The sequence below is a fragment of the Wolbachia sp. wLmal genome, from assembly GCF_049435495.1.
In the GTDB taxonomy this organism is placed as follows: Bacteria; Pseudomonadota; Alphaproteobacteria; order Rickettsiales; family Anaplasmataceae; genus Wolbachia; species Wolbachia pipientis.
Map to the genome: position 1 here is coordinate 839,050 of NZ_CP185405.1, position 23,803 is coordinate 862,852.

Genomic DNA, 23,803 nt, shown 5'->3' on the forward strand with positions numbered 1-23,803 from the left:
AGAATCACTCATATCATACTGAGAGCTATAACAGATTTTAGCATCGAAAATTACATAATGTATATTATGGAAAACAAAATTACATAATGTAAGAAGCAATGCTAAAAATAAAATCACATAATATAGCAAACTATAGCTAACCCAAGAAAGGTTTTCCTACGTCATACCGCCGTGATATCTCAGCATAGATTCCGCTAACAAGTAGCGGAATGACGAATTTTTGTTTTTCAAACTGTCGGTAAATCTAAGTCAGTTTAGCTATATGTGTCAAGCACTGGGATGACACCCTCCTGATGGGCCAAAATCACAATGTTCGTACAGTTATGGAATGAATCGCGGTATGACGTGTTGCTTTGATCAGCTATAAAGATGATGCTGCGGAAGTTTTTAGTACTTGCTCGCAACTTTCAACAATTTAATAGCACTGGTGTTTACAACCTCTCCGCCGACACGCTTAGTGACAAAAAACCTCACATAAGGTTTATTCGTATAAGGGTCTCTTAATATTCTCATTCCTCTGTTATCTACAATCTTATAAGCTTGTTTGAAATCTGCCATCGCAATTACTGGTAGCTGATTGTTTGGCGCTGGTGGCATATCGGCAGATTGATATACTGGTATTCCCATTAAAGTATCTGGAGCTTCAAGCGACAGACTTGGCTGCCAGAGATACTGACCTGTTTGAGATTTTAGCAGCCTGATATCCTTCAACGTACTCCTGTTCATCAAAAATGACGCATTTTTGGAATAATATTCGTCCAGAGAGTAATACAACATCATTATTGAATCACTATCTAATTTTTCAGTTTTAACTTGCTCTATTTTATTATAACTGTTTCCATTTTCATAAGCTAAAATTCCTTTTGGTTGAAAAGTGCCCTCACCCTTAATGAAGGCTTCGCTTTCTTCCTTACTAAAAGTCTCGGCAATCTTTTCCACCAGCCAACTCTCAACATCGACAAACGCATCATCGAGTAACTTTTGTGATATTTGTGGTTGAGCATATAACTCGTAAGTTGTGACGGAAATCTTTTGGATTTTGGGCGTGTCCGTATCTTTTGCAAAATCATACTTAGACTTATTGCCACCGTCCTCATCATCTACTGTTTCACTGCTCCAACCTGCACCGGCGCGGTCAAAATCTTCTATAATGTAATCCAATGTTTCAGTAGAGATTCTTTGACCGGAGCATATTTGTCGCATTGGGGACGAATCAGTTACGCGCTTGTTTATGCGTTTTACAATATGCGGAGTAACTAGATACCCCCCGATATCACTGTTATCTCCACTGAGGGTTTTGTGTGATAAACCGCTTTCCATTCCCTTGCGGATATAATCAGAAAAATATTTATCGCTTGTGCTAAAATCTGTATTTACTTCTGGGCGTTGAGCTGCAGTTTCGATCAAGTCTAAACGCTCTTTGCAACTATCAATGGCATTATTTACCTTGCATAGCTGCTCAATTGTTGCAGAATCAGCACGCCCTTTGCTTTCAATTTCTTTTAGTTTGCGATCATTTATTAATTTAAATTGCTCCCATGATGAAGCGAGTTCATTGATACGGTGAGCGATATCGGTAAGTGACATAATAGCCTCCTTTGAAAATGAAATAAAAATGGAAATAAGGTAATAGGAATGGCATCCATAGATGTTTCCCACAGTTGTACGAATATTGCAATATGGTACATAGTAAACGATGTCATTCCAGTGCTTGACACTGGAATCCAGTATTTCCATAATCATCAAAACATTGTATTTTAACAAAAAACAGCTATTTTTATGCTTGCCAACTTAATAAAATTCCTGGATCCCAGTGGGCTTTGTTGCATCGCTCAAGTGAAAAGAACTGGCAGTTACTGACAAAATTCATTATAAATAGCCATTTAACTGTTGAAGAAAAAATATGCCACAAAAAATGAGAGTCAGTAACTGCCATGAATATAACAAATTTCTCCAAGAAAGAGGAAGCATTTTTTGTTATATCAATGACGCCATAGAAAAGTGGTACGAGAATGGTCCAAAAATACCAGGTGGCAACAATATTTATAGTGATAAAGTTGTAATTTTGGTGCACATAATAACTTGTTTATTTAGAATAGGCCTGAGGCAAACAGTTGGGTTTATAGCAGGATACCTTGAGCAAATTGGGAAAAATTTGCAAGTTATCAGCTATTCACAATCATCAAGAAGGTTTAAGAAACTTAATATTAAGATAAATGATTGCAGAAAATAATATGGAAGATATCGAAATTGCTATAGATAGTACAGGAATTAGTATATACAACAACACTCCTGGTCATAGCAAAGAAAATAGCGAAGATAGAAAGTATCGCAGCTATGAACAGACAAGAAAATTGCATGTAATGTTGAATACAAACAGCAAAAAAGCCATAGCTGTAAAATACAGTAATGGCTGATCACTATGGAGCTTGTGATTTGCTAAAAGAAGTCGATTTTCAGTATGTCATAAAAGTACTATATGCAGATAGGGCATATGACAGAGAAAAGCTCTATAAGCTGTGTAATCAATATGGTATAAAAACGAAAATTCCTCCGAAAAACAACGCAGCAGAGCATCCAAAGTATGGCTGAGAGAAATTCTGCAGTCAAGCTCATAAAGTCATATGATGAAGATGGTATAAAGAAGTGGAAAAAAGAGATGAGTTATGGAAAAAGATCTTATATAGAAAGTTTTTTCTCGCGACTGAAACAAACATTCGGATTTAGTTTTAGGAATAAATCTGAGATAAATCGAGAAAAAGAACTGCTAATCAAATGCTATTTGCTTAATAAATTCACTGATATTGGTATGGCTAAATTTGAGATAGCTTCATAAATTTATTGTGCGTTACCTACTATCCGAAGAGCGATGCAACAAAGCCATCCCAGTGTCAAGCACTGGGATGACAGAGGGGGGTGGGATGACAGAAGATGATGGAGTGACAGGGAGTAATACAAAAAGTTTCGTCATCCCCATTGAATCGGCTTTAAAATCGATGTTCAAAGTTGAAATTTCCCTAGAAGATGCGGGGAAAATCAGAAAAGGTCAGGAAGTTGTATTAAATAACTTGCGTAATTTAAAGAATCATGATATTTGTTGTACGGTGGTGGGTAGTGTACCTATTGCAATCCGCAGTTTTATTTATGGTTGTGTGAAACCTATTCGTGTTTTTAATATTTAAAATGAGGTTTAGATGTCGATAACATCCGAAAAGAAAAAGAGTTTGATAAATATATATGCAATTAAAGAAGATGATACAGGTTCATCTTTTGTACAATGTGCAATTTTGACCGAGAGGATCAGTAATTTAACTGAGCACTTTAAAGTGCACAAGCATGACCATCACTCTAAGCGTGGTTTACTTATATTGATAGGTAGAAGACGCAAGCACTTAAATTATATAAAGCGTAAATTTGGTAATGAAGCCTATCAGGAATTAATAGAGAAGTTAGGCATTAGAAAATAATCGAGGAATTTAGTATGTTTAAAATTATAAAAAAATCTATAGAGTGGGGTGGTCGTACCTTATCTTTAGAAACAGGAAAAATAGCACGCCAAGCTCATGGTTCAGTAGTTGTAAATTACGGTGATACTTCTGTTTTAGTAACTGTTGTAAGTAAAAAGAAGGAAGAAAATGTTGATTTTCTTCCTTTAAATGTACAGTTTATCGCAAAAAGCTATGCCATGGGTAAGATCCCTGGCGGCTTTTTTAAAAGAGAAGGCAAGCCATCTGATAGAGAAATTTTAATCTCAAGGGTAATAGATAGAAGTATAAGACCACTATTTCCAGAAGGATTTAATGATGAAGTTAGTGTGGTGTGCAATCTATTAACTTATGATACAGTCAATCCTCCTGAAGTGCCAGCATTGATTGGTGCTGTTGCAGCTCTTGCAATTTCTGGTGTTCCTTTTCACTCTACTATAGCTGGAGTGATGGTTGGTTGTGATGAAAATAATAACTATATACTCAACCCTTCTGTTCAAGAGATGAAAGCAAGCAGCTTGGATCTGTTTTTGTCCGGTGATGAAAATTCAATTTTAATGGTTGAATCAGAAGTGAAAGAGCTCTCTGAAGAAAATGTTTTTAATGCAATAAAATTTGGCCATGAACACCTTAAACCTGTCATTAAGCTCATAAAAGAGTTTGCTGATACAATTGGCAATAAACCTAAGAGCTTTGCTCCTATTGATACATCAGATATAACACAAGAGCTCGAAAAATACGGTAAAGATTTTGAAAAAGCATATTCGCAAACAGTAAAACAAGAGCGAGTTCAAGCTCTAGAAGCGATCAGAGAGAATATATTGAATACTCTTAAAGAAACTGGAAAAGACGAAAAGTTAATTACGTATGCAGTAAGAAACTTTGAAAGATCTTTAGTACGTGAAATAATTAGGAAGAAAAGTGTAAGGATAGACGGTCGTAAGCATGATGAGATACGTCAGATAGAAGTTGAAGTTGATATTCTGTCCAAAACTCACGGTTCTGCACTATTTACAAGAGGCAATACTCAGGCACTGGTTGTTACTGCTCTTGGCACCACTCAAGATGAGCAAATTGTGGATGATATTGAAGGGGATAGACGTGAGCATTTCATGTTGCATTATAACTTTCCCTCATTTGCTGTTGGAGAAACTTCTGCTGCGCGTGCACCAGGAAGAAGAGAAATCGGTCATGGCAAACTTGCTTGGAAAGCAATTCATCCTGTTTTACCCGATAAGTCTGAATTTCCTTATACAATAAGAGTAGTGTCCGAAATTTTGGAGTCTGATGGTTCTTCTTCCATGGCAACAGTTTGTGGGACTTCTCTTGCTTTAATGGATACGGGTGTGCCAATAAAGGCCCCTGTTGCTGGAATTGCTATGGGTCTCATCAAAGATAAAGACGAGTATGTAATACTTTCCGATATACTTGGTGATGAAGATTATCTTGGTGATATGGACTTTAAAGTAGCAGGAACTAGTGAAGGGGTTACGGCGCTACAAATGGACATGAAAATTTCTGGTATAAGCTTTGAAATTGTTGAAAAATCTTTAGAACAGGCAAAAGCTGGAAGATTACATATTTTAGAAAAAATGAATGCAGTGATTTCAGAACACAGTGATGATGTCAAAGACCATGCACCAAGGATGTTATCATTTTACATAGATAAAGACAAAATTTCTGCTGCTATAGGTTCTAAGGGGAAAAATATACGCAGTGTGTGTGAAAGAAGTAATGCAAAAATTGAAATAGGAGATGATGGTAAAGTTTCTGTTTTTGCTACGAGTGGCACTGAAGCTGAAATTGCAAAGAGTATGATGATTGATTCAATAACAGAACTAGAACAAGGTTCTATAGTTGATGTCAAGGTTGTAAGAATAGAGAAGTCTATTGTAGAGCTTGAATTTCTTAATGGCAGAAAAGGAAAAATGCACATAAGTGAAGTAGCTAATGAACATATAGATTCTATAGAGAGCGTACTTAAACAAGATGATACTTTCAAAGCACTAGTAATTGACTTCGAAAAAGGTGGGTGTCCAAAGTTGTCAAGACGTCGGGTTGACCAAGAGACGGGAGAGTTTTTTGAAGGTGAGCTTTACAACGAGGAAAGGAAAGATGGTCCAAATGACAAGGATAATTATTACAATAATTCATTTAGTAGAAAACCTGGAGGAAGTCACCGTAAGAGGCCTCCTCGTCCTCGTTCTGGTTTCAGCAACAGAAATAGGCCGAAATTTGGTAATAATGATTCATCATCGGGTTTTTATTAAGAGTAAACTTCTTGCGTTACCTCTCGTCATTCCAGTGCTTAACACTGGAATGACACCCTTTCTGGTGAAGGTTGTTCTCAAATCACAATGTTAGTACAATTGTGGTGTTAGCTATAGCTAACCCAAGGTATCCGTTCAGCGGAGTGGTAGAATAAGGTAGACAAAGTGATCTAAAAAGATAATCATAGAGCAAAAGTGAGGTAATGTGGTAAACCTTTTAGAACTTTGCAAAAATTTACAGCAAAAAATAGAAAAACTGAAAGCAGAGATAGAAAACTTAAAAGCAGAAAATAAAGCTTTAAAGATAGAGAACGCTGAATTAAAGGAAAGGCTTGGTTTAAACTCGAAAAATTCATCTCTACCGAGCTCTAAAGAATTGTACAAAACAAAAAAGGACAAGCCAAAAAGCGAAAGGAATGTTGGCGATCAGGTTGGGCATAAAGGAAATTTTCATGCTACAATGGAAGCGGATAAAGTAGTAAAAATAGAGTTGCCTAATATTTGCGAATGCGGAGGAGAGCTTGTAATATGCGAAAAACCTTATGTTCACCAAAAAGTTGATCTTCCGGAAATTAGGCCTTATGTAGTATAGCATTTCTCATAATAGTCCGAACAGACCATAGGAAGGCAGAATCAACAGCACGACGAAAGGATTCGAATAGAGGAATGTTTTTCCTGGCTCTGTTTTTTATAGCAAACCAATGATGCTCAATTTTGTTGAAATCTGGAGAATAAGGCGGCAGATACAAAATTTCTGCACCAACCCCTTTAGCAAGCTCGATAATCTTATCAGACTTATGAAAAGTAGCATTGTCAAGAATGACAGTCTGTCCAGGTTCCAAGATCCATACGCGTCAAGTTAAGGAAATAAAGGTATGAAAGAGATAGAATAATAAGGTATAAGTTCTCCCAGATATACTTTTAGTGAGAGAACCAATGAATAAAATAACTTGCTTATCAAAAAAGCTCAAAGAATTTTTTAATGAAAAAGCAGAGAAAATCTCAATTACAACAAGGTTTATAAAAAGAAAGAGAAAGCTAAAAGGTTCATCATTCGTAAAAGCCATGGTCTTGGGTAATATAGGAGTTGATAATTGTAGCGTAGAAACAATGTTTCAATTACTAAACGAGGACTCGATAGATATAACAAAACAAGTTTAGATTTACTGAAGAAGCAGTGGAATTTATGAAAAGGATGTATAATGAATCTGTGATTCTCTTTAAAAATATCTTGCAAGTTGGTTGCAAAATCTTACAGCAATTTAATAGTGTTAAATTATTGGACAGTAGCTATACCTAACAGTATGGAAGAGATGTATAAAGGTTATGGTACTAGCTACAGTGGCTATGAAAGCAATACTAAGTCTGGAATAAAGTTACAATTAGTTTTCGACTACATGAATCAGATAATAGACCAACTTAATTTAACGGAGGGGGTAAGATCAGACCAGGGATATAGGAAACATTTAAGTAATATATTAAGCAATGATTTGCTAATATCTGATCTCGGTTATTTTGTGCCAAGTTCTTTTAAACAAATCAATGAAATAGGAGCTTATTTCATAAGTCGTTGATACCGACATATATGATGTAGAAACAAATCAAAAAATGGAGTTATTAGAATGTTTAGAGGATAAGTTATTTTTAGAAAACGAGGTATTGTTAGGAAAAGAAGCAAAAATTAGAGTAAGAATTATATGTCAGAAACTAACTGAATATGGCCAGAAGAAGGAAAGCTAATAGATTAGCAAGATCGCAGGGATATACATCCTCTAAAAGAAATCAAAAATTGTTGAACTGGTCAATATTTATAACTAATGTTCCAGAAAATAAAATTAGTGCTGAGCAAGTATTAACGATTTACAGAGTAAGGTGGCAAATTGAGTTATTATTTAAATTGTATAAAAGCCATACCAGGCTTGATAAGCTAAAAGGAAAGCCATGCAGAGTATTATGTGAACTATATGCTAAATTGTGCGCAATTCTTATATTTCACGGCATAGTTGGTTGCACAGAAGTGAAAAAGAATACAGAACTTAGCTTAACAAAGGCATTTATTGAGCTAAAAAGGCGGGTTAGAGAGTTATTTTTAGTATTAACCAAAATTAATAGTTTAAAAGCATTTCTTAAAAAACTCACTATAACTTGGTCGCGATTTTCATTAAAAGACAAACGTAGAAGGGCTAGAGTATCCACTTTAACCTCTCTAAATTTGCTCACAATCTCTTAACTTGACGCGTATGGTCACCGTAAGTCACTGCTTTTAGGTAAAACCTTTTCCCCATTTGCACTTCGAAAGATATTATTGAATCATCAAGTAGAACAAATTTTTCACCTGTGGCATGATCATATTCTTTAGTATCTTCTTGTCCTCTGATTAGGTTGCTAAGCTTATATTTATTTTTATCTATAAGTTCAGCATTCTGGAATTTTATTACCTCTTTTCCAACCAGTGCTAAATTTGAGTTCGCAATTGAAGTTATGTTTCCAAAACGTAACACTACTATAAGCCCCTCGTCGGTAGATTCCATTACATATCCGTAAGTAGACTGCTTATTTGTGCTTGCGATAGGCTTATAATCCTTATCGTTGTACGAAATAAAGAGCGTTGCTCCCTTCCAATTCCTTTCCTCACCAATTAAAGTAAAGCTTGCAATATTACCTTTAACATGCGGTAAATCTATCATTTCTGCGATGGTTTTGCTGATATGAGAAGGAGGGTATTCCTTCAGCATAAGAGACCTTGTTGGAGGAAAAGAAAGCTTATATATGGAGCTGTCATAACCAACACCACTTACTTGAATGGACATGCTTTCAAATTTTGTTTTTATAATTCTCACCGTATGCTTTTTCTCACCGTCTAAAATCGTCATTACATCACTTGGCGCAAGCCACGCATATCTTATCGGCAGCTTGAAATTGTATATATTTCTCTCTTGCCACGAAGAATAAAGTAAAACCTCAGCTATATTTTGCGCCTCTCCCTCCTCCACAATGAGCGGTATTTCAACTGTTATAGCAGTGCCTTGCTTTGGCAACTCAGCATATTTAACATCAATTGGATAGCCAAAATTGCGATTAAAATAAACGACGTTAACTTTATTGTTTAAATCCAGTTGACTAATATTAACAAGTTGCATTTGCTTTGAATTGTTACTGAAAACCGTTTCACCAATTGGCATTACAGTTGTAACTCCCCTGCCCTTTTGAACAAATTTCAGTTTAGAGTCCTGTTCAACCACATCAAAAAAATAGCAACTTTGCAGCATTTTAATAATAGAACGTACGGGTTGCTGGTCGTTTATCACATACCCAGACAATAACCCTTTGACGTTGCTTGTATCGAACTGATCGCTTTTTAAACCTGCTTTTTGTAATAGATCCGATAAAACATCGGAAATATTAAGCTGTGAAAGCTTTCCCTGAATCCAATGTCCTGTCTGCCAATTATGGCAGTCAGTCCACATATCACATAAATTGGGAAAGTAAGGAAATGGCCTTGCATCCCACGCCCAGAGAAACATTTTTTCTACCATTTCCGAGCTTTGCCACTTTTTTAACGTTCCTTCAATTGCAATTTTTTGCGAAAGAAAGCTCACCTCTCCGTTTGAATATCGTGGATATTTGCTCTCTATGCTGCCTTTGTCAACAAACACATTTGGTTCATTAGTGCAGCCGTTCATACTGGGAAATCCATATTTAGTAAACCATATTTTTTTCATTTTTGGTTGCCATTTTGTTTTGCTACCACCTGGATTTATGTGAGTTTCACTCCACCATTTCTCTATATTTTTCCACGCATACCTGCTGTCGTTATACTTTACTTTTTCAGGCTCACTTTTTGAGTAATCATAGAAATAATCATACCCCACTCCACTGCTCCAACCACCCATTACATCTTCCGCAGAATAGCCAAAAGGAGGCTCTGGACCATCAGTCAGTGGAAAATAAGCATCTATGCCAATATGGTATTCGCTCCAATCCGCAGCGTAAGTTACCGTTACTTCTTTTCCAAGCTGAAGTTTTATTCGCTTTGCAAGCTTAACTAGCTCTATAACGGCAGGGTAATTACCTTGTTCATCTCTAATTTTGGTAAGCCGCACAAGTTCAGAACCGATGATAAACCCTTCCACTTTAGTTTGTTTGGCAATGCTTGCATAATGCTCTATAAATTTGTTATATTGATTCTCAAAAAAATCACTTATATCCCCAGGAGTCCCGCTCAATTTTCCTCGCCACTCTTTGTTCTTTGTGTCAAGCAAGTGCATTGGATAGAGCATCACCTTGTAGCCTCTGCTGCGTAACTCTTCTATATATCTTATCAACGCTGCATCACTAACTGTGCCACCATACCTTGGGTTTCCACTCGCATCTTTTGAAATTAGCTGAGCATTATCTCTGGTTACACCCCCTACTTGCCAATCATCAGGTAATATTGCGGAATCATCTTGAAATTCAACTGCAGGATATATTTTACAATCTTTAATGTTCAGATCATTCACAAACCAATTGACTACTACCGATACCCACTCAACATTTGGTAAATCTCCCTTTAATTGATCCAAAGAAAGCATTGCATCGCTCTTTTTAGTGTGGTTGTTGTGATTTACCCTTTGCGCCAGCCCATATGGGATATATTGGTTGCTGCTTATTTTCTCTTGCGCGATTTTCTTCTGTATTTTTGTATCATATACAAACTCACCTGAACCTGGTATGATATTGATATTCCGAATATTTTCCGCTATTGAAAACCCAACGGGCTTTAATGCAGTTTGCACTTCAAACGTAAATACCGGAACATGATTATTATAGTCTGCTAAAGGAAAATTCTTGATGACTATGTAAGATATTCCCCTATAAGCCGGCACATTCCCCTCTCCTTCAATTGATGACATAAATGGATCAGGATTTTGGTCTTCTCTGCCGCTGTAAAAAGTATAATCTATTTCATCAAAGCTAAGTGATGTTGTATCTGCCCAGATTCTGTTTAATTTTTCTACTTTCCCCTTGCAGATCGCAATTGCAAGCGTTGCATAGTAATTATATGTAACGTTCATACCTCTTCCAATTTTACTTTTGGTGGTTATCGCCTCTTCTTTTATTGGCTGCGCCCAAATAATGTTCCCTGCAACACGAGCAGTGCCATAGATAATTGAAATTGTTCTGCCATAGGTTGAGGTTTGAACTTGCAGATTTTTTAGCCTCGCACCATGCGTTACTTTTTGCTTGGCATCAAGGCCAAACATCGCACCATCAAGCTGCGCACCAAGAAGAGCACCGAGCTCTGAACCGATAATCTGGCCAATTGGCCCAAAAATGCTGCCTGCTTGACCAAAAATTGATGATAAAATTATTGTAGGCATAATGATCCTCCTTTTTGTTTCTATAGCTAATGTAGGCTCTACGTCATGCCGCAGCGGATAGATCCCGCTAACAAGCAGCGGGATGACGAGCTTATCGTTATGCCGCCGCGAACCGTCATACCGCGATTCATTCGCGGTATCTCTTAGCATAGATTCCGCTAACTAGTAGCGGAATGACGAATTTGTCATTTTACAGCCACTTGGATGACAATTTGCTACTAAATAGTAGCAAATTCAATAATTTACAATTAATAATTGAAGTTTTTAATTAAGAAAAGCACATGGTGTAGCTATAATTATTGTAAGCAACAATGAAAAAGTACGGAAGTGAAAAATTACCACTCTCATGGCAATCACTTCACCAGTGGCAAAGTGATACCATGCTGATTCATATATTTTCCTTTCATATCATCATATGATTTCTCACACTCACTTTCGCCGCTTAAAAATACAAATTGGCATGCGCCTTCATTAGCGTAAATTTTCGCGGGAAGCGGAGTGGTGTTTGAGAATTCGAGTGTGACATGACCTTCCCATCCAGGTTCTAAGGGAGTAACGTTTACTATAATTCCACATCTTGCGTAAGTTGATTTACCAACACAAATGACCAGTACATTCCTTGGTATACGAAAATATTCCACTGTACTTGCAAGTACGAAACTATTTGGTGGAATTATGCATACATCTGTTTCCTTATCTATAAAACTATTCTCAGAAAAATTTTTAGGGTCCACGATAGCTGAATTAACGTTAGTAAAAATTTTAAATTTATTATCCACTCTTGCATCGTAACCATAAGATGATAGTCCGAAAGATATAACACCTTTGCTGCTTTTGTGATTCACAAAAGGCTCTATCATTCCAAAATTTTCAGCTTTTCCTCTTATCCATTTATCTGGCATAACTGCCATAATTGCCCCTTAAAGTTGTGTAATACTTACAATAATATAAAATAAAATTTAAATGTAAACTGTAGCTTTTGTCATGCAATTAAAGCTTTTCAGTTTGATTTTTGTTATAATAATTAGATTTATGTTCTTAACTAAAAATAATGCTTAGAAACTTTCTCCTGATTTTTGTATTCGTATTATTCACGCCGCCGTCAAATGCTGATGCCAGGAAATACATCAGAATTGTTGGATCTTCAACTGTTTTTCCTTTTATCTCGTTTATAGCCGAGGAGTTCAATCGTGTATTCCCTTTTAAGACTCCAGTTGTGGAATCAATAGGAAGTGGATCAGGGTTCAAAATGTTTTGCTCAGGAATAGGGGAAGACACTCCAGACATCACCACTTCATCTCGCCCTATGAAGGAAGTAGAAAGAGAACTATGTAAAAGGAATAAAATTAATGAAGTGATAGAAATCATCATTGGCTATGATGGAGTTGTCATTGCAAATTCAAATCAAAGCCATAGATTTGATTTCACAAAGAAGGACTTATTTGAAACTTTATCTGCATATTCTCAAGAAAATGATAAATTAGTAAAAAATAATAAGAAGTTTTGGTCTGATGTAAAGCAAGCCTTACCAAAAACAGAAATTGAAATTTATGGTCCACATCAAAATACAGGCACATACGAAACTTTGGTTAATTCTATTATGCTTGATCAATATTCATGCATGAACTCGAGAATTTTCAAAGAGAATTATAAAGATCAGGAAGAAAGAAAGCAAGCATGTGGTAATATAAGGGATGACGGAAGGTATATAGAAGTTGGAATTAATGAAAACATAATAATACAAAAATTGAAAAGTAACAAGAACGCTTTAGGGATATTTAGTTTTAGCTTCTTAATGAGGAATCAAGATAAAATACAAGGGAGCACAATTGCAGGAATTGAGCCAACTTACGAAAATATATCATCGGGAAAATATATATTAGCAAGACCTCTATACCTTTATATAAAGAAAGAACACCTGGATACTGTTGATGGATTAAGAGAATTCATAAAAGAAATTATAGATTCGATCAGCATTGAAGATGGGTATCTATCTAGGCTTGGTCTAATTCCACTTTCAAGTGAAGATATAAAGAAAGCTTCAGCAAAGGTTTATGATATAACGTGACGGCAACGTTTCTTTTATATTCTTTGTTCTAGCGTAGTCAGACCCAGCGCGGCGCGCTGGGATGACAATGGATTACTGATTAAGCAGTTCTGCGTTGTTGCAACACCCAGAAACAACCGGGTTCAAACTTTTCGTATTTGGACTTTCTGATTTCTCACAAACTCCTCCAATATAAGCTAGTACAGCCAATGCTGAAACTGCTGAAACTTCTAAAACTAATGCAACTACAGGATATGCCAGCACATAGGCTGCAATAGCACCAACTACGCATAGTCCAACAACGCCTAGAGCAATTTTCCCTTTGTGTTCACTCCAGAAGGTTGTATCGTTTTTTTCTGGGGTTTTGTTGCCAGTAGTTGGTGTAGTAGTGTTAGTTACTATAGGAGCATTGGAATAAAGATCCTTCATATGCCCACTTGTGATCTTCTATTTCTTGAATAACTTGTGCAAGAGCAGAATATTCTGTGTTATTAGGGTCAATTTTTTGTTGAAAGGGTTTAAGACCATCTATTGTATCTACAAAATATGGTTGACCTTCAAAAGAATTTACTACCTTGTAATCACACAAAAAATCACGAGTTTCTTTATCAGCTTTCTGCCAAATTAGTTTAATGATCCCTACTTTAGTGCTAACGCTAGCATTAGAACAGTCAATAACATCATTTAAATGGTACCTTTGTCACTAGTCAGAGTCCCCTCGTGGCTCAAAACTGCTTGTATATCCTTATGTTCCTTATTGTCGAGTACGTTCTGGACTTCTTGAAAATTGTCATTCCTGACTGCCTGTCTTAATGAACTTAGAATTTCTTCTTGTGCATCAGTTAATTCAACCATATCTTACCTCTAATAAAAATTTAATTATCACACATATTTACAAGTAAATCAAGTATATTGTTAATAACTGTTAATAAAGGCCAACAAAATGCTTGACGTTAGAGTAGCTTTTATGGCTTTGTATAGCGAGGAAGTAATTCTATGAAAAATCATCAACGTTTACAAAATTTGCGTTCAATTGCATTTATTGTGGGAATATTCCTATTGCTGTTTAGCTTAGCAATGCTTATTCCTGCTATTACCAATAAGTATCTCAGCTACGAATGGAAAAATTTCCTCGCTGGATTCATAATTACCTGCACATCTGGCGCAATTTTTATTTTACTCGGTAAATTAAGTAGATTGCATGGAATGCCAGCAATTTTTGCGATTACTAGTTGCACCTGGATTGCCTTGTCTCTGTTTGCAGCTATTCCTTTCTATTTTGATAATCTGAGCTATGTTGATGCATTATTTGAAACGATATCTGGCATCACAACCACAGGAGCAACTATATTTAATGATATTGAAAAGCAATCTCCGGGAATACTGCTGTGGAGAGCAATGCTACACGGCATGGGGGTTTTGGTGTAATCACTTTAGGAATTGCAGTTTTTCCTATGTTTAAGGTTCTCAGCCTAAATAATTTACTTTATTCTGAATATTCAGATGCTACCAAAAGGAAGTTGCCGAACACGCGAAGCGTAGTGATTCATGTTACGGCAATATATTATGGCTTAATTTTGTTATGCATATTTTCCTATTATCTAGCTGGTATGCCACTATTTGATGCAATATGTCACGGAATGTCCGCTGTATCAACTGGTGGATTTGCTAACTATAATGATTCTATAGGGCACTATAGTAATCCCATACTAGAAGCCATAACGATCGTTTTTATGATTTTGGGTTCTCTGCCTTTTCTTAGCTATTTAAAAATCATAAGACGGTTAGACATTTGCTATGATGAGCAGGTCTCTTACTTTTTTAAGATAGCTATTGTTTCATCTTTATTTGCTTGTTTTTGGTTGTATAAAAATGTTGATTTAGGAGTGTCATTATCATTTAGATGCAGCACATTTACCATCACTTCCTTGATTACGTCAACTGGTTATGCAATCTGTAATCATATAGATTGGAGTTTCATTTCAGTCTTAGCTTTTTTTTCTCACCTTTGTTGGTGGATGTAGTGGTTCTTCAAGTGGTGGTGTCAAAATCTTCCGCTTGATTGTTCTTTTAAGGTCTATAAGAAATTACTTTTACCTTTTATTAAACCCTGATGCAGAAAATGGAGTAAAATTCAATGGAAAAACCGTCATTCCGCTACTCGTTAGCGGAATCTATACCGCGAATAAATCCACAGATGTACGAACATTGTGATTTGGGCACACCAGGAAGAATGTCATCCAAGTAGCCCCTTTCTCGTCATCCCGCTACTTGTTAGCGGAATCTATGCTAAGAGATACCGCGAATGAATCGCGGCATGACGGTTCGCGGCGGTATAGCTATAGATAGTATTAGCTATTTAATAAAAAGATCGTAGCTAAACCAAGAAATATAAAAGCTGAGAGAATATCAGTTGTTGCCGATGTTAGGATTGAAGAAGAAACGGCAGGGTCAGACTTTAAGCGATGAAGCATTATAGGAATGAAAGTTCCGATGAACGTTGCAATAATTGACATCATGATCATGGAGACCACAAAAATCATCTCCACTTTGAAGTTGTGAAACCTTATTGCTAACACTACTAATGAAATAGTAGATAAGATCACCCCGTTTATAAGACCTATTAAAAATTCTTTCATCAGTATTCTTTTTGCATTTTGCTCAGTTAGATATTTTGTTGCGATTGCCCGGATGGTTAGCGTTACTGTTTGGGATCCTGCATTTCCGCTCATTGATGCAATTATCGGCATGATTATTGGCAGCACTATAAAACTTTTTATTACATCATCGAAAAAGCCAACTACTATGGAACACATTGTTGCAGCTAAGAGGTTAAACAGTAACCAAGGTAGCCTTTTAATTATAGTTTTATGTATAGGGGCATTTATATCGGCTTTAGAAGATACACCGCTTATTTTGAGTACATCCTCTTCTGTTTCTTGTTGAACAACTTTTATCACATCTTCAATTAAGATCACACCAATAATTTTACCATTCTTATTTACTACCGGAGCCGATAATAGGGAGTAATCTTTAAATATTCTTGCTACTTCCTCTTGGTCTATTCCAGTTTTAATGATTTTTATGTCATGATCCATTATCTCTTTTATTATTGTGTCTCCTGAGTGAGATATTACCTTATTTAAATTAACACTGCCTATAGGCTCTAATTTTGAGTTGATAATGAATATCTGGTGAAATTTTTCTGGTATTTTTTTATAGTTGCACACAAATTCTGTCAGTTGATTTATTGTCCAATAATATGGAGCTATAACCATATTTTTATGTATTAACCTTCCTGCACTTTCTTCTGGATATGATAGCAACTCCTCTACCGATTTCTGAGTTTTGCTGGGCAAATAGTAAAGTATATTTTCTACAGACTTTCTATCTAAATCTTTCACTATGGTTACTATATCTTCTACATCAAGGAGCATTAGTAACTTTGCTGTATTTTCTATTCCCAATGTTTCTATGATCTCTATTTGTAAATCTGGCACTACATGCACTAGGGCATCACTTAACAAATGTTGATCGAGGATATTAACTAATTTCTCCCTGTGATCACTGATCGAAGTAGATAAAAAATAAGCTAACTGAACACTGTCTATCGTTTTTACAATATTACGAACATTCTCTAGCTCCTCGTTATCAAGTGACTCTATTAAGTCATCAATAGCCTTTTTGTCTAAACCATAATGGGAACTTATTTCAATATTCATTACTTTACCTTGTTTTTTAATAAATATACGCGCTTGATTTCCTTAAACATTAAAGTATAATGAAATTATTTAAATTAACTATCATATGGTTAAATTTCTATTTTGTTTACTGTTATTGTTATTGATAGTAAATATATTAAAATCTAAAGTATAATGAAAACTTATCCAGAAATTCTTGAACGCTTTCAAAGCTTAAATAAAAGTATTTCTCTTATCAGGAGGTGTCTTTGACATAGAAAAATTAAAGTTGCGTCTTGAAGAGCTTGACTCCCAAGCGTCGAATGATGACCTATGGCAAGATAACCAAAAAGCACAAGAAGTTTTAAAAGAACGTTCTAAAATTAAGAATGACGTAGAGTCGTTTTTAAAGCTGGAAAGCGATTACAACGATGCCATCAGCTTAATGAAGTCTGCTATTGATGAAAATGATGAAGAATTTTTCTCTGAAGTTGAAAATGAATTAGCTAAGCTAGAGAAATTAATCAAGTATAAAGAAACAGAGTCCTTATTTACTGGTGAAGCAGATAATAATAACTGCTTTTTAGAAATCCACTCAGGAGCTGGCGGAACCGAGAGCAATGATTGGGCTGAAATGCTGATGCGCATGTATATAAGGTGGGCAGAAATTTATCACAACTTTAAAGTTGAAGTTGTAGAAAAATTAGAAGGAGAGTCAGTTGGTATAAAGTCTGCAATGATAAAAATCGTTGGAGAAAAAGCTTATGGGTGGGCAAAAAGTGAAAGTGGAATTCACAGGCTGGTTAGAATATCGCCATTTGATGCAAATGGTAAACGTCATACCAGTTTTGCAAGTGTAGGAGTAACTCCAGTGATCGAAGATTCAATTGATATTGCTGTGGATGAAAAGGATCTAAAGATCGACACCTACCGAGCTTCTGGAGCAGGCGGTCAGCATGTGAACAAAACTGAAAGTGCAGTACGCATTACGCATATTCCAACTGGTGTTGTAGTTCAATGCCAAAATGGTCGTTCTCAACATAGAAATAAAGATGAGGCGTTAAAATTACTTAAAGGACGTTTATACCAAATTGAACTGGAAAAAAAAGAACAGAAAATGGCTGAAGAGTATGGTAAAAAATGCGATATAGGCTGGGGTAATCAGATCAGATCGTACGTTATGCATCCATATCAAATGGTGAAGGATTTAAGAACCGGACATGAAGTGGGCAATATAAATTCTGTTTTTGATGGTAATATAGATTGTTTCATAGTTAGTGTGCTTACTAAGCAAAATTAGGTAGGGTTGACTTTCTTGCCATAATATATGATAATTAAAATATTGTTAAAGTAGGAGTAAAGTTATGGCGATTAAATATGATCAGTGGAAAAGTGACCTTACCCAGAAAAAGTAGAGAGAAAGTTAAGACGTTTTTATCATGAGAATAAATTGTGCAGGAATGCAATAGTTAATAGTGACGTTGTTTGTTATAAAAAATTTCTATGTATTCAAATATTGCAGTTCTAGTGTGTTGAGCAGAGTGTTGTGAAGTATCAATAAGTATTTCTCTTTTCAATGAGCTAAAGAAGCTTTCTGCAACAGAATTGTCGTAACAACAGCCTTTATTACTCATCTATATTCTTTACAGCTAAGAGATATTGATACCCTTGCGCAGTATATTGTGAACCTTGGTCACTGTGCAGCAGTAGATTTTTAACAGGTTTACGCCTATTAATGGCCATTAATAAAGAGTTCATAACCAATTGTTTATTTATTGCACTACTCATTAACTACCATACGTGAGAATTATTGCTGCCAAATATAGCCATCCCTCCTTGGTTTTGATGTAAGTAATCCCATACTTTATTTGGTTGATCAACAATAAAGTTTTGGTCTAATATATTGGGAGCTACAGCTCTATTATCTGTTTGTTGTTTTTTAATTTTAAACTTTCTTCTCAGTATAGCCCTGATGTCATTTTTCTGCATAATACTTTGCACCGTTTTCAAATTGCAACTTTTACCCAAAGCCTTCAATTCAGCATGAATTTTAGGAGCTCCATATCTACATTTAGAAACTTGATATATTTTTTGAATAGCTTCGAGTAGCTCTTTATTTGCTGATTCTCTACTGCTTATTTTTCTTGTAGTCCACTTATAGTAGCCACTAGCAGAAAATCCTACATAATTCCTGTACTTTATAGCAGTTACTATATAAAAAATATTTTACTCTTTTTGACTGGCCAGGGCTTTTTTTTAAATGTCTCTTTCCCTTGTTACTCTTGCTTTGTAAATCAAACCTCTCTTTGTCATAAGGTGCTACATCTGGAAATGCATTTGCCGCTGACTTTTTTTCGTTATATTTCTTCATCCATTTTCCTAATACACTATCCCTTATTCCTAGATCTCTTGCTACTTTTGCAACTGGTTGACCTACCTTTCTTTGTTCATTTGCCAGTTTAACAGCTTCCAATTTGAATTCTGCTGTATATTCTCTTACCATTTCTAATCCTCCAAAATTTTATTTTACCCAAAAAAACTCCTTTCTTTCTCTCCACTTTTTCTGGGTAAGGTCAGAAATTTAATGATCCAGGATATACTCCTTTGTTAAGGGAGATTGAGCATTTTCAAATATTTCTTGAGTGCTTCCAGACTCAACAATTCTGCCATTATGAAAGAAAATTACACTATCAGATGACTTTTTAGCTTGCTTCATTGAATGAGTCACCATAATTATAGTAAATCTTAATTTCAGCTCTTGTATAAGATTTTCGATTGCATTGGTTGCCATTGGATCAAGAGCAGAGCACGGTTCATCCATTAATAAAATAGTTGGCTTCACTGCAATTGCGCGAGCGATGCATAGCCTCTGTTGTTGGCCACCGGATAAATTGAGTGCGCTATCTTGCAATCTGTCCTTCAATTCTTCCCATAAACCAACCTTGGTTAAACTATTTTCCACCATCTCATTCAATTTTTGCTTATCCTTTGCCATACCATGCAATTTTGGCCCACAAGCAACATTATCATATATTGATTTTGGAAAAGGATTTGGCTTTTGAAATACCATACCAACTTTTGCTCTAAGTAGTACAACATCCATATCGCGTGAATATATATCACCCAGCCCATCGATATCTAATTCACCAACAGTTTTGCAACCTGGTACATAGTCATTCATACGATTAAAACAACGCAAAAATGTTGATTTACCGCACCCGGATGGTCCGATAAAAGTAGTAACTTTTCTTTTATAAATATTCAAATTTATATCGAATAAAACTTGCTTAGAGCCGTACCAGAGATTTAAATCTTTAACAGAGGCACGTGTATTGCTCATATCACATCCTGCATTGAATAGAGCCCCGGAATTTCTCTTTTATTTTCGTATAGCCATACTGCTGCTTGAACAGCTCCTCTAGCAAATGTTGTGCGATCAATTGCTTTGTGGTTTAGTTCTATCCGTTCACCAGAATTAACAAACATCACGCTGTGATCTCCTATTACTCCACCTCCACGAGATACTGCAAAACCTATTCCCCCCTTTTTCCTTATGTTTGAACCACTATGTAAATATTGATTGGACTGAAAATCCACTTTTGAAGCGTTAGCAATTGTTTTGCCAAGTTCTATAGCTGTTCCAGATGGTGAATCCTTTTTTAAGTTATGATGCATTTCCCAAATCTCAACGTCATATTCATTACCTAAAAGCTCAGCAGCTTTTTTTACCAATTTCAGCAACACATTAACCCCAACACTCATATTTGCTGACCATAATATTGGAACTTCAGCAGCATATTCTTTCAAATCGACACCTTCTATTCCAGTTGTGCCACTAACCAGCGGTGTTTTAAATTTTACAGCTGCTTTAAGGCAGTCTAACATACATTCTTTAGTTGTAAAATCTATTACAACGTCAGATGACTCAAATATGCCACTAATAGAACTTGTAACTTTAATTCCTAGATTGGCTATAATTGGTCCAATATCTGAATCTATGTACTTACTGCCTGAACGGGCAACAGCACCTGCTATTTCCACTTTGGTATTTGTAATTAATTCATTGAGTATTTTTTTGCCCATTCTGCCTAAGCAGCCTATTACTCCAACTCTGATTTTCATAAAGCTTTTTACGTTTATTAAGAATGTTAGGCCTTTTTTTAAGCTCTGTCACTTCTGATCTATATTCTATAGCTGTACGAACACTGCAATTTCAGATCCTAGTGCCTTGACCACAACTATTGCAATATGGTACATAGTGAACGATGTCATTCCAGTCTGGAATCTAGCCTTTCTGCAATCTCATCGAAAACGTTGTAACCACTTTCTATGCTAATTTGCTTGCTTACAAGCAAACTTTTCTGGATCCCAGTGTCTGGGCACTGGGATGACAGGAGAAGGCACTGGGATGACAAGAATAGGGCACTGGGATCTAGTGGGCTCAAACTACAATGTTTGTACAGTTGTGATCTATATTCTATAGCTGAATAATTTAACAATTCAAAATGAATACATATCCTATTGAGCTCTATATTACATACCAGGTTGCTTTGCCTTTTCCATGCTGAGTGATGTGATTACTCTTTACGAGATTAGATACGTGCTTCTTTAAGGTATTGCAGTTTGCTTTAGTAATATTTTCCAAATCCTTAATTGTAAGACATCCATGTTTGCTGAGTAGTGCTAATACTTTAGCAGAAAGTGGTGGTAAATAGAGATTTAACACTTTTTCATGTGACACCTTTTGTTCAAGATGAAATTTTTGCTTTTGTAGTGACCTTAAAAAGAATATAAGCCATGGATTAAAATCATAGCTGCTCGTCTTCAAGGATTGTTGAGTACGACGCAAAGCTAAGTAGTAACTCTCCTTATTACTTTCAAGGGAACTGTAAGGTACATAGATATACCCTAACTTTAGTAACAAGAAAGTCGTGAGAATGCGTGATAATCTGCCATTTCCATCCTGGAAGGGATGAATAGCTAAAAAAGTAACTACAAAAATGCCAATAATTAATAGAGGGTGTAACGATTTCACCTCTAATTGCTGGCTAGTCCAATAAATAAGTTCTTGCATTTGTGTTGCTGTCTCAAATGGAGAGGCTGTTTCAAAAACTATGCCCAAGCTTTTTCCAGATTCATCAAACGCTTCAACATGATTGGGGAATTTTTTATATTCTCCCATGTGCCTTTGATCTTTATATGAAAATTGTAAAAGCCAGATGTGAAACTGTTTTATAGTGTTTTCTGTAAATGGCATCTTGTTAAAGTTTTGAAATACTTCTTCACACACATACGCATATCCAGCTATTTCTCGTTCATCTAGAGAACGAAATGAGCGTGTATCAAGTTTGGATAGTAATTGCTCAACTTCACGGTCTGATAATCTTGCCCTTCAATACGAGTAGAAGAACCAATACTTTCAATTGTTGCAATTTTCTTGAGCATTTGTAAACGTTCTGGAGCTAAATTACCAAACAATTGCCATGCTCCTTTAAATTCATCAATTTCAGCAACTAATTTTAACATTTCAGGTGTTATTACAATTTTTGAAATGTCAAACATATCTGTATTTTTATCTAGTTATATTCAATTATATTCGAAAATATCCTATTAGCAAAGAATACTTGTGAGACACACACTAAAGAATGAATTTTGGTAGGCATAAAAGCAGCTATTTTATGTTAAAATACAACATTTTGATGAAATTATAAGAAAGGCTGGATCCGAGTAGTCAGCTACCCGTCAGTGCATGTTGAAAAATCATTTTATGATCTAAATCAGTTTTTTTACAGGTAATTTCTAAGCTTATCAATTTTTCCAAGATCTTCTTAAGTTCTGAAAGTTGCAAACTTTTCAAATGAGATTTAAAACTCTGCAATTGTTTAAAAAACAATGGAGGGCTTAGCTGATCAATCGCAGCCTGCTCACTCATTCCACCTTGCACTGACAGCAAAACGTTTTCAAGGCGTAGGAAATAATTTGATATAATGCGAATTAGCGCTATCGGTGAAAAATTTTCTTGCGATATCAATGCATCAGAAATTCTAATGAAGCGCGACATATCTTTACTTGCTATGGCAGAGCATAGATCATCAAGTGTAGCATAGTCGTTGCCGGAAGTTGAAAAGCATAATTCTATATCAGTAAGTTTTAGGTCTTTTCTCTCCCCTAAGTACAAAACTAACTTCTCAAGTTCTGAACATATAGGCAGCTTGCTATGATTAAAGTAAGATTGCAAATGGTAGATTATCTCATTTGTGCATTTTATATCATTTTGTTTTAAGTAACTTGATATAATATCATAAAGATTGCTGTTGCTGTCTTTATAGCAAGCAATCACACCAAAAATTTTTGAACTCTCCATATAACTTTTAGTCGCAGAATTATATGGAAGATCATTTGCTACCATCATTACATAATGACCACTTGCGTTATAATCCAATACATTTTTTAACTCCTTGGATATACCTCCACTCACATTTATCAGCTTAATTAATTTTTTGCTGGTAAACATCGAAACGTTTGCCAATTCAGAAAACAGTAAACTGGGTGACTTATTCACTATTCCAAAACCCATCACCTGAACTGAATACTCACCCAAATTAGCAATTATTTCTTGTACATAAAAATCAACCCTACTGTTATCACTTCCATGAATTAACACACCACGTAAAGCATCAGGTTTCTCTAGGAATTTTTTAACTTTGGATGGTGTGACCCTCATGCTATCTATATGATATCATTCTCATTTGACTGTACATGAGTATCCAAAGACTCTGAGTCTCCTTGTGCAATATTATGCACATCACCTGCTACATCATCTGACTCTTCTGTTTTTCCTGTAATATAATTATAAAATTTTTTCACAGGTTGAGATATATATTCGGAAAAAAAATCCTTCTTTGCTCATATTGCTTACTCCATAAAACTAACAACTTATCATTAGCATATAAGTAAC

Annotated in this window: 20 protein-coding genes and 5 pseudogenes; 10 read left to right on the forward strand and 15 right to left on the reverse strand. The window is 35.6% G+C overall.

Annotated elements, in window-relative coordinates; genetic code table 11:
- Positions 1–387 precede the first annotated feature (387 nt).
- Complete coding sequence (locus ACEL90_RS04215; protein ID WP_423348743.1) at positions 388–1,587, reverse strand: phage major capsid protein; 1,200 nt, start codon at positions 1,585–1,587, stop codon at positions 388–390.
- 316 nt (positions 1,588–1,903) lie between these two features.
- On the opposite strand from ACEL90_RS04215, the pseudogene ACEL90_RS04220 reads away from it, so the two are divergent.
- The 5 genes and pseudogenes from ACEL90_RS04220 to ACEL90_RS04240 all read left to right on the forward strand — a co-directional run.
- Positions 1,904–2,836, forward strand: a pseudogene (locus ACEL90_RS04220) (IS5 family transposase).
- 7 nt (positions 2,837–2,843) lie between these two features.
- The gene (locus tag ACEL90_RS04225; RefSeq protein WP_423348744.1) at positions 2,844–3,182 is read left to right on the forward strand and encodes a hypothetical protein; all 339 of its coding nucleotides are present in this window, start codon (positions 2,844–2,846) and stop codon (positions 3,180–3,182) included.
- Between the two features lie 12 nt (positions 3,183–3,194).
- Positions 3,195–3,467: a 30S ribosomal protein S15 gene (gene rpsO, locus ACEL90_RS04230; protein ID WP_006279944.1), complete on the forward strand. Its 273-nt coding sequence runs from the start codon at positions 3,195–3,197 to the stop codon at positions 3,465–3,467.
- A gap of 14 nt (positions 3,468–3,481) precedes the next feature.
- Positions 3,482–5,755: a polyribonucleotide nucleotidyltransferase gene (gene pnp / locus ACEL90_RS04235; RefSeq protein WP_423348745.1), complete on the forward strand. Its 2,274-nt coding sequence runs from the start codon at positions 3,482–3,484 to the stop codon at positions 5,753–5,755.
- 205 nt (positions 5,756–5,960) lie between these two features.
- A pseudogene (locus tag ACEL90_RS04240) lies at positions 5,961–6,344 on the forward strand (IS66 family transposase); the annotation flags it as partial.
- On the opposite strand, the pseudogene ACEL90_RS04245 reads toward ACEL90_RS04240, so the two are convergent.
- Positions 6,328–6,600 (reverse strand): annotated as a pseudogene (locus ACEL90_RS04245) (transposase); the annotation flags it as partial. The pseudogenes ACEL90_RS04240 and ACEL90_RS04245 overlap by 17 nt on opposite strands.
- Positions 6,601–6,691: 91 nt before the next feature.
- On the opposite strand from ACEL90_RS04245, the pseudogene ACEL90_RS04250 reads away from it, so the two are divergent.
- Positions 6,692–7,985, forward strand: a pseudogene (locus tag ACEL90_RS04250) (IS4 family transposase).
- Here ACEL90_RS04250 and ACEL90_RS04255 read toward each other — a convergent pair.
- Together ACEL90_RS04255 and dcd are read right to left on the reverse strand one after the other, a co-directional pair.
- On the reverse strand, positions 7,972–11,118 hold the full coding sequence (locus tag ACEL90_RS04255) for a baseplate megatron protein TIM-barrel domain-containing protein (protein ID WP_423348746.1): 3,147 nt from the start codon (positions 11,116–11,118) through the stop codon (positions 7,972–7,974). The pseudogene ACEL90_RS04250 and the gene ACEL90_RS04255 sit on opposite strands and share 14 nt — an antisense overlap.
- A gap of 353 nt (positions 11,119–11,471) precedes the next feature.
- The gene (gene dcd / locus ACEL90_RS04260; RefSeq protein ID WP_423348747.1) at positions 11,472–12,029 is read right to left on the reverse strand and encodes a dCTP deaminase; all 558 of its coding nucleotides are present in this window, start codon (positions 12,027–12,029) and stop codon (positions 11,472–11,474) included.
- Between the two features lie 140 nt (positions 12,030–12,169).
- On the opposite strand from dcd, the gene ACEL90_RS04265 reads away from it, so the two are divergent.
- A complete protein-coding gene (locus ACEL90_RS04265) occupies positions 12,170–13,186 on the forward strand; it encodes a substrate-binding domain-containing protein (RefSeq protein WP_423348748.1) in 1,017 nt (338 codons plus the stop codon).
- Between the two features lie 72 nt (positions 13,187–13,258).
- Here ACEL90_RS04265 and ACEL90_RS04270 read toward each other — a convergent pair whose 3' ends face one another.
- The gene (locus ACEL90_RS04270; RefSeq protein ID WP_423348749.1) at positions 13,259–13,594 is read right to left on the reverse strand and encodes a hypothetical protein; all 336 of its coding nucleotides are present in this window, start codon (positions 13,592–13,594) and stop codon (positions 13,259–13,261) included.
- Between the two features lie 255 nt (positions 13,595–13,849).
- The gene (locus tag ACEL90_RS04275; protein ID WP_423348750.1) at positions 13,850–14,020 is read right to left on the reverse strand and encodes a hypothetical protein; all 171 of its coding nucleotides are present in this window, start codon (positions 14,018–14,020) and stop codon (positions 13,850–13,852) included.
- Positions 14,021–14,161: 141 nt separating this feature from the next.
- On the opposite strand from ACEL90_RS04275, the gene ACEL90_RS04280 reads away from it, so the two are divergent.
- A complete protein-coding gene (locus ACEL90_RS04280; RefSeq protein ID WP_423348751.1) occupies positions 14,162–14,593 on the forward strand; it encodes a potassium transporter TrkG in 432 nt (143 codons plus the stop codon).
- Positions 14,554–15,189 (forward strand): potassium transporter TrkG, encoded by a 636-nt coding sequence (locus tag ACEL90_RS04285; protein ID WP_423348752.1) that lies wholly within the window; start codon positions 14,554–14,556, stop codon positions 15,187–15,189. Before ACEL90_RS04280 ends, ACEL90_RS04285 begins: the two co-directional genes overlap by 40 nt.
- A 327-nt stretch (positions 15,190–15,516) precedes the next feature.
- Here ACEL90_RS04285 and mgtE read toward each other — a convergent pair whose 3' ends face one another.
- Entirely contained in the window at positions 15,517–16,887 is a 1,371-nt protein-coding gene (mgtE, locus tag ACEL90_RS04290; protein WP_423348753.1) for a magnesium transporter, read from the reverse strand.
- A gap of 153 nt (positions 16,888–17,040) precedes the next feature.
- Here mgtE and prfB point away from each other — a divergent pair.
- A protein-coding gene (gene prfB, locus ACEL90_RS04295) for a peptide chain release factor 2 (protein ID WP_423348754.1) occupies positions 17,041–18,145 on the forward strand; the annotation gives its coding sequence in 2 pieces (ribosomal slippage) (positions 17,041–17,115 and positions 17,117–18,145; 1,104 coding nt in all).
- Positions 18,146–18,268: 123 nt separating this feature from the next.
- On the opposite strand, the pseudogene ACEL90_RS04300 reads toward prfB, so the two are convergent.
- The 8 genes and pseudogenes from ACEL90_RS04300 to ACEL90_RS04335 all read right to left on the reverse strand — a co-directional run bounded on the left by ACEL90_RS04300 (position 18,269) and on the right by ACEL90_RS04335 (position 23,712).
- Positions 18,269–19,348 (reverse strand): annotated as a pseudogene (locus ACEL90_RS04300) (IS3 family transposase).
- 78 nt (positions 19,349–19,426) lie between these two features.
- Complete coding sequence (gene pstB / locus ACEL90_RS04305; protein WP_423348755.1) at positions 19,427–20,185, reverse strand: phosphate ABC transporter ATP-binding protein PstB; 759 nt, start codon at positions 20,183–20,185, stop codon at positions 19,427–19,429.
- Positions 20,182–20,967, reverse strand: a complete 786-nt coding sequence (gene dapB, locus ACEL90_RS04310) for a 4-hydroxy-tetrahydrodipicolinate reductase (protein WP_423348756.1) — start codon at positions 20,965–20,967, stop codon at positions 20,182–20,184. The genes pstB and dapB overlap by 4 nt, the downstream gene beginning before the upstream one ends.
- 146 nt (positions 20,968–21,113) lie before the next feature.
- A complete protein-coding gene (locus ACEL90_RS04315) occupies positions 21,114–21,344 on the reverse strand; it encodes a hypothetical protein (RefSeq protein ID WP_423348757.1) in 231 nt (76 codons plus the stop codon).
- A gap of 29 nt (positions 21,345–21,373) precedes the next feature.
- A complete protein-coding gene (locus ACEL90_RS04320; protein WP_423348758.1) occupies positions 21,374–22,102 on the reverse strand; it encodes a Fic family protein in 729 nt (242 codons plus the stop codon).
- Between the two features lie 62 nt (positions 22,103–22,164).
- The gene (locus tag ACEL90_RS04325) at positions 22,165–22,407 is read right to left on the reverse strand and encodes a hypothetical protein (protein ID WP_423348759.1); all 243 of its coding nucleotides are present in this window, start codon (positions 22,405–22,407) and stop codon (positions 22,165–22,167) included.
- 169 nt (positions 22,408–22,576) lie between these two features.
- Positions 22,577–23,569, reverse strand: a complete 993-nt coding sequence (gene holA / locus ACEL90_RS04330) for a DNA polymerase III subunit delta (RefSeq protein WP_423348760.1) — start codon at positions 23,567–23,569, stop codon at positions 22,577–22,579.
- 5 nt (positions 23,570–23,574) lie between these two features.
- The gene (locus tag ACEL90_RS04335; RefSeq protein ID WP_341820248.1) at positions 23,575–23,712 is read right to left on the reverse strand and encodes a hypothetical protein; all 138 of its coding nucleotides are present in this window, start codon (positions 23,710–23,712) and stop codon (positions 23,575–23,577) included.
- Positions 23,713–23,803: the final 91 nt, after the last annotated feature.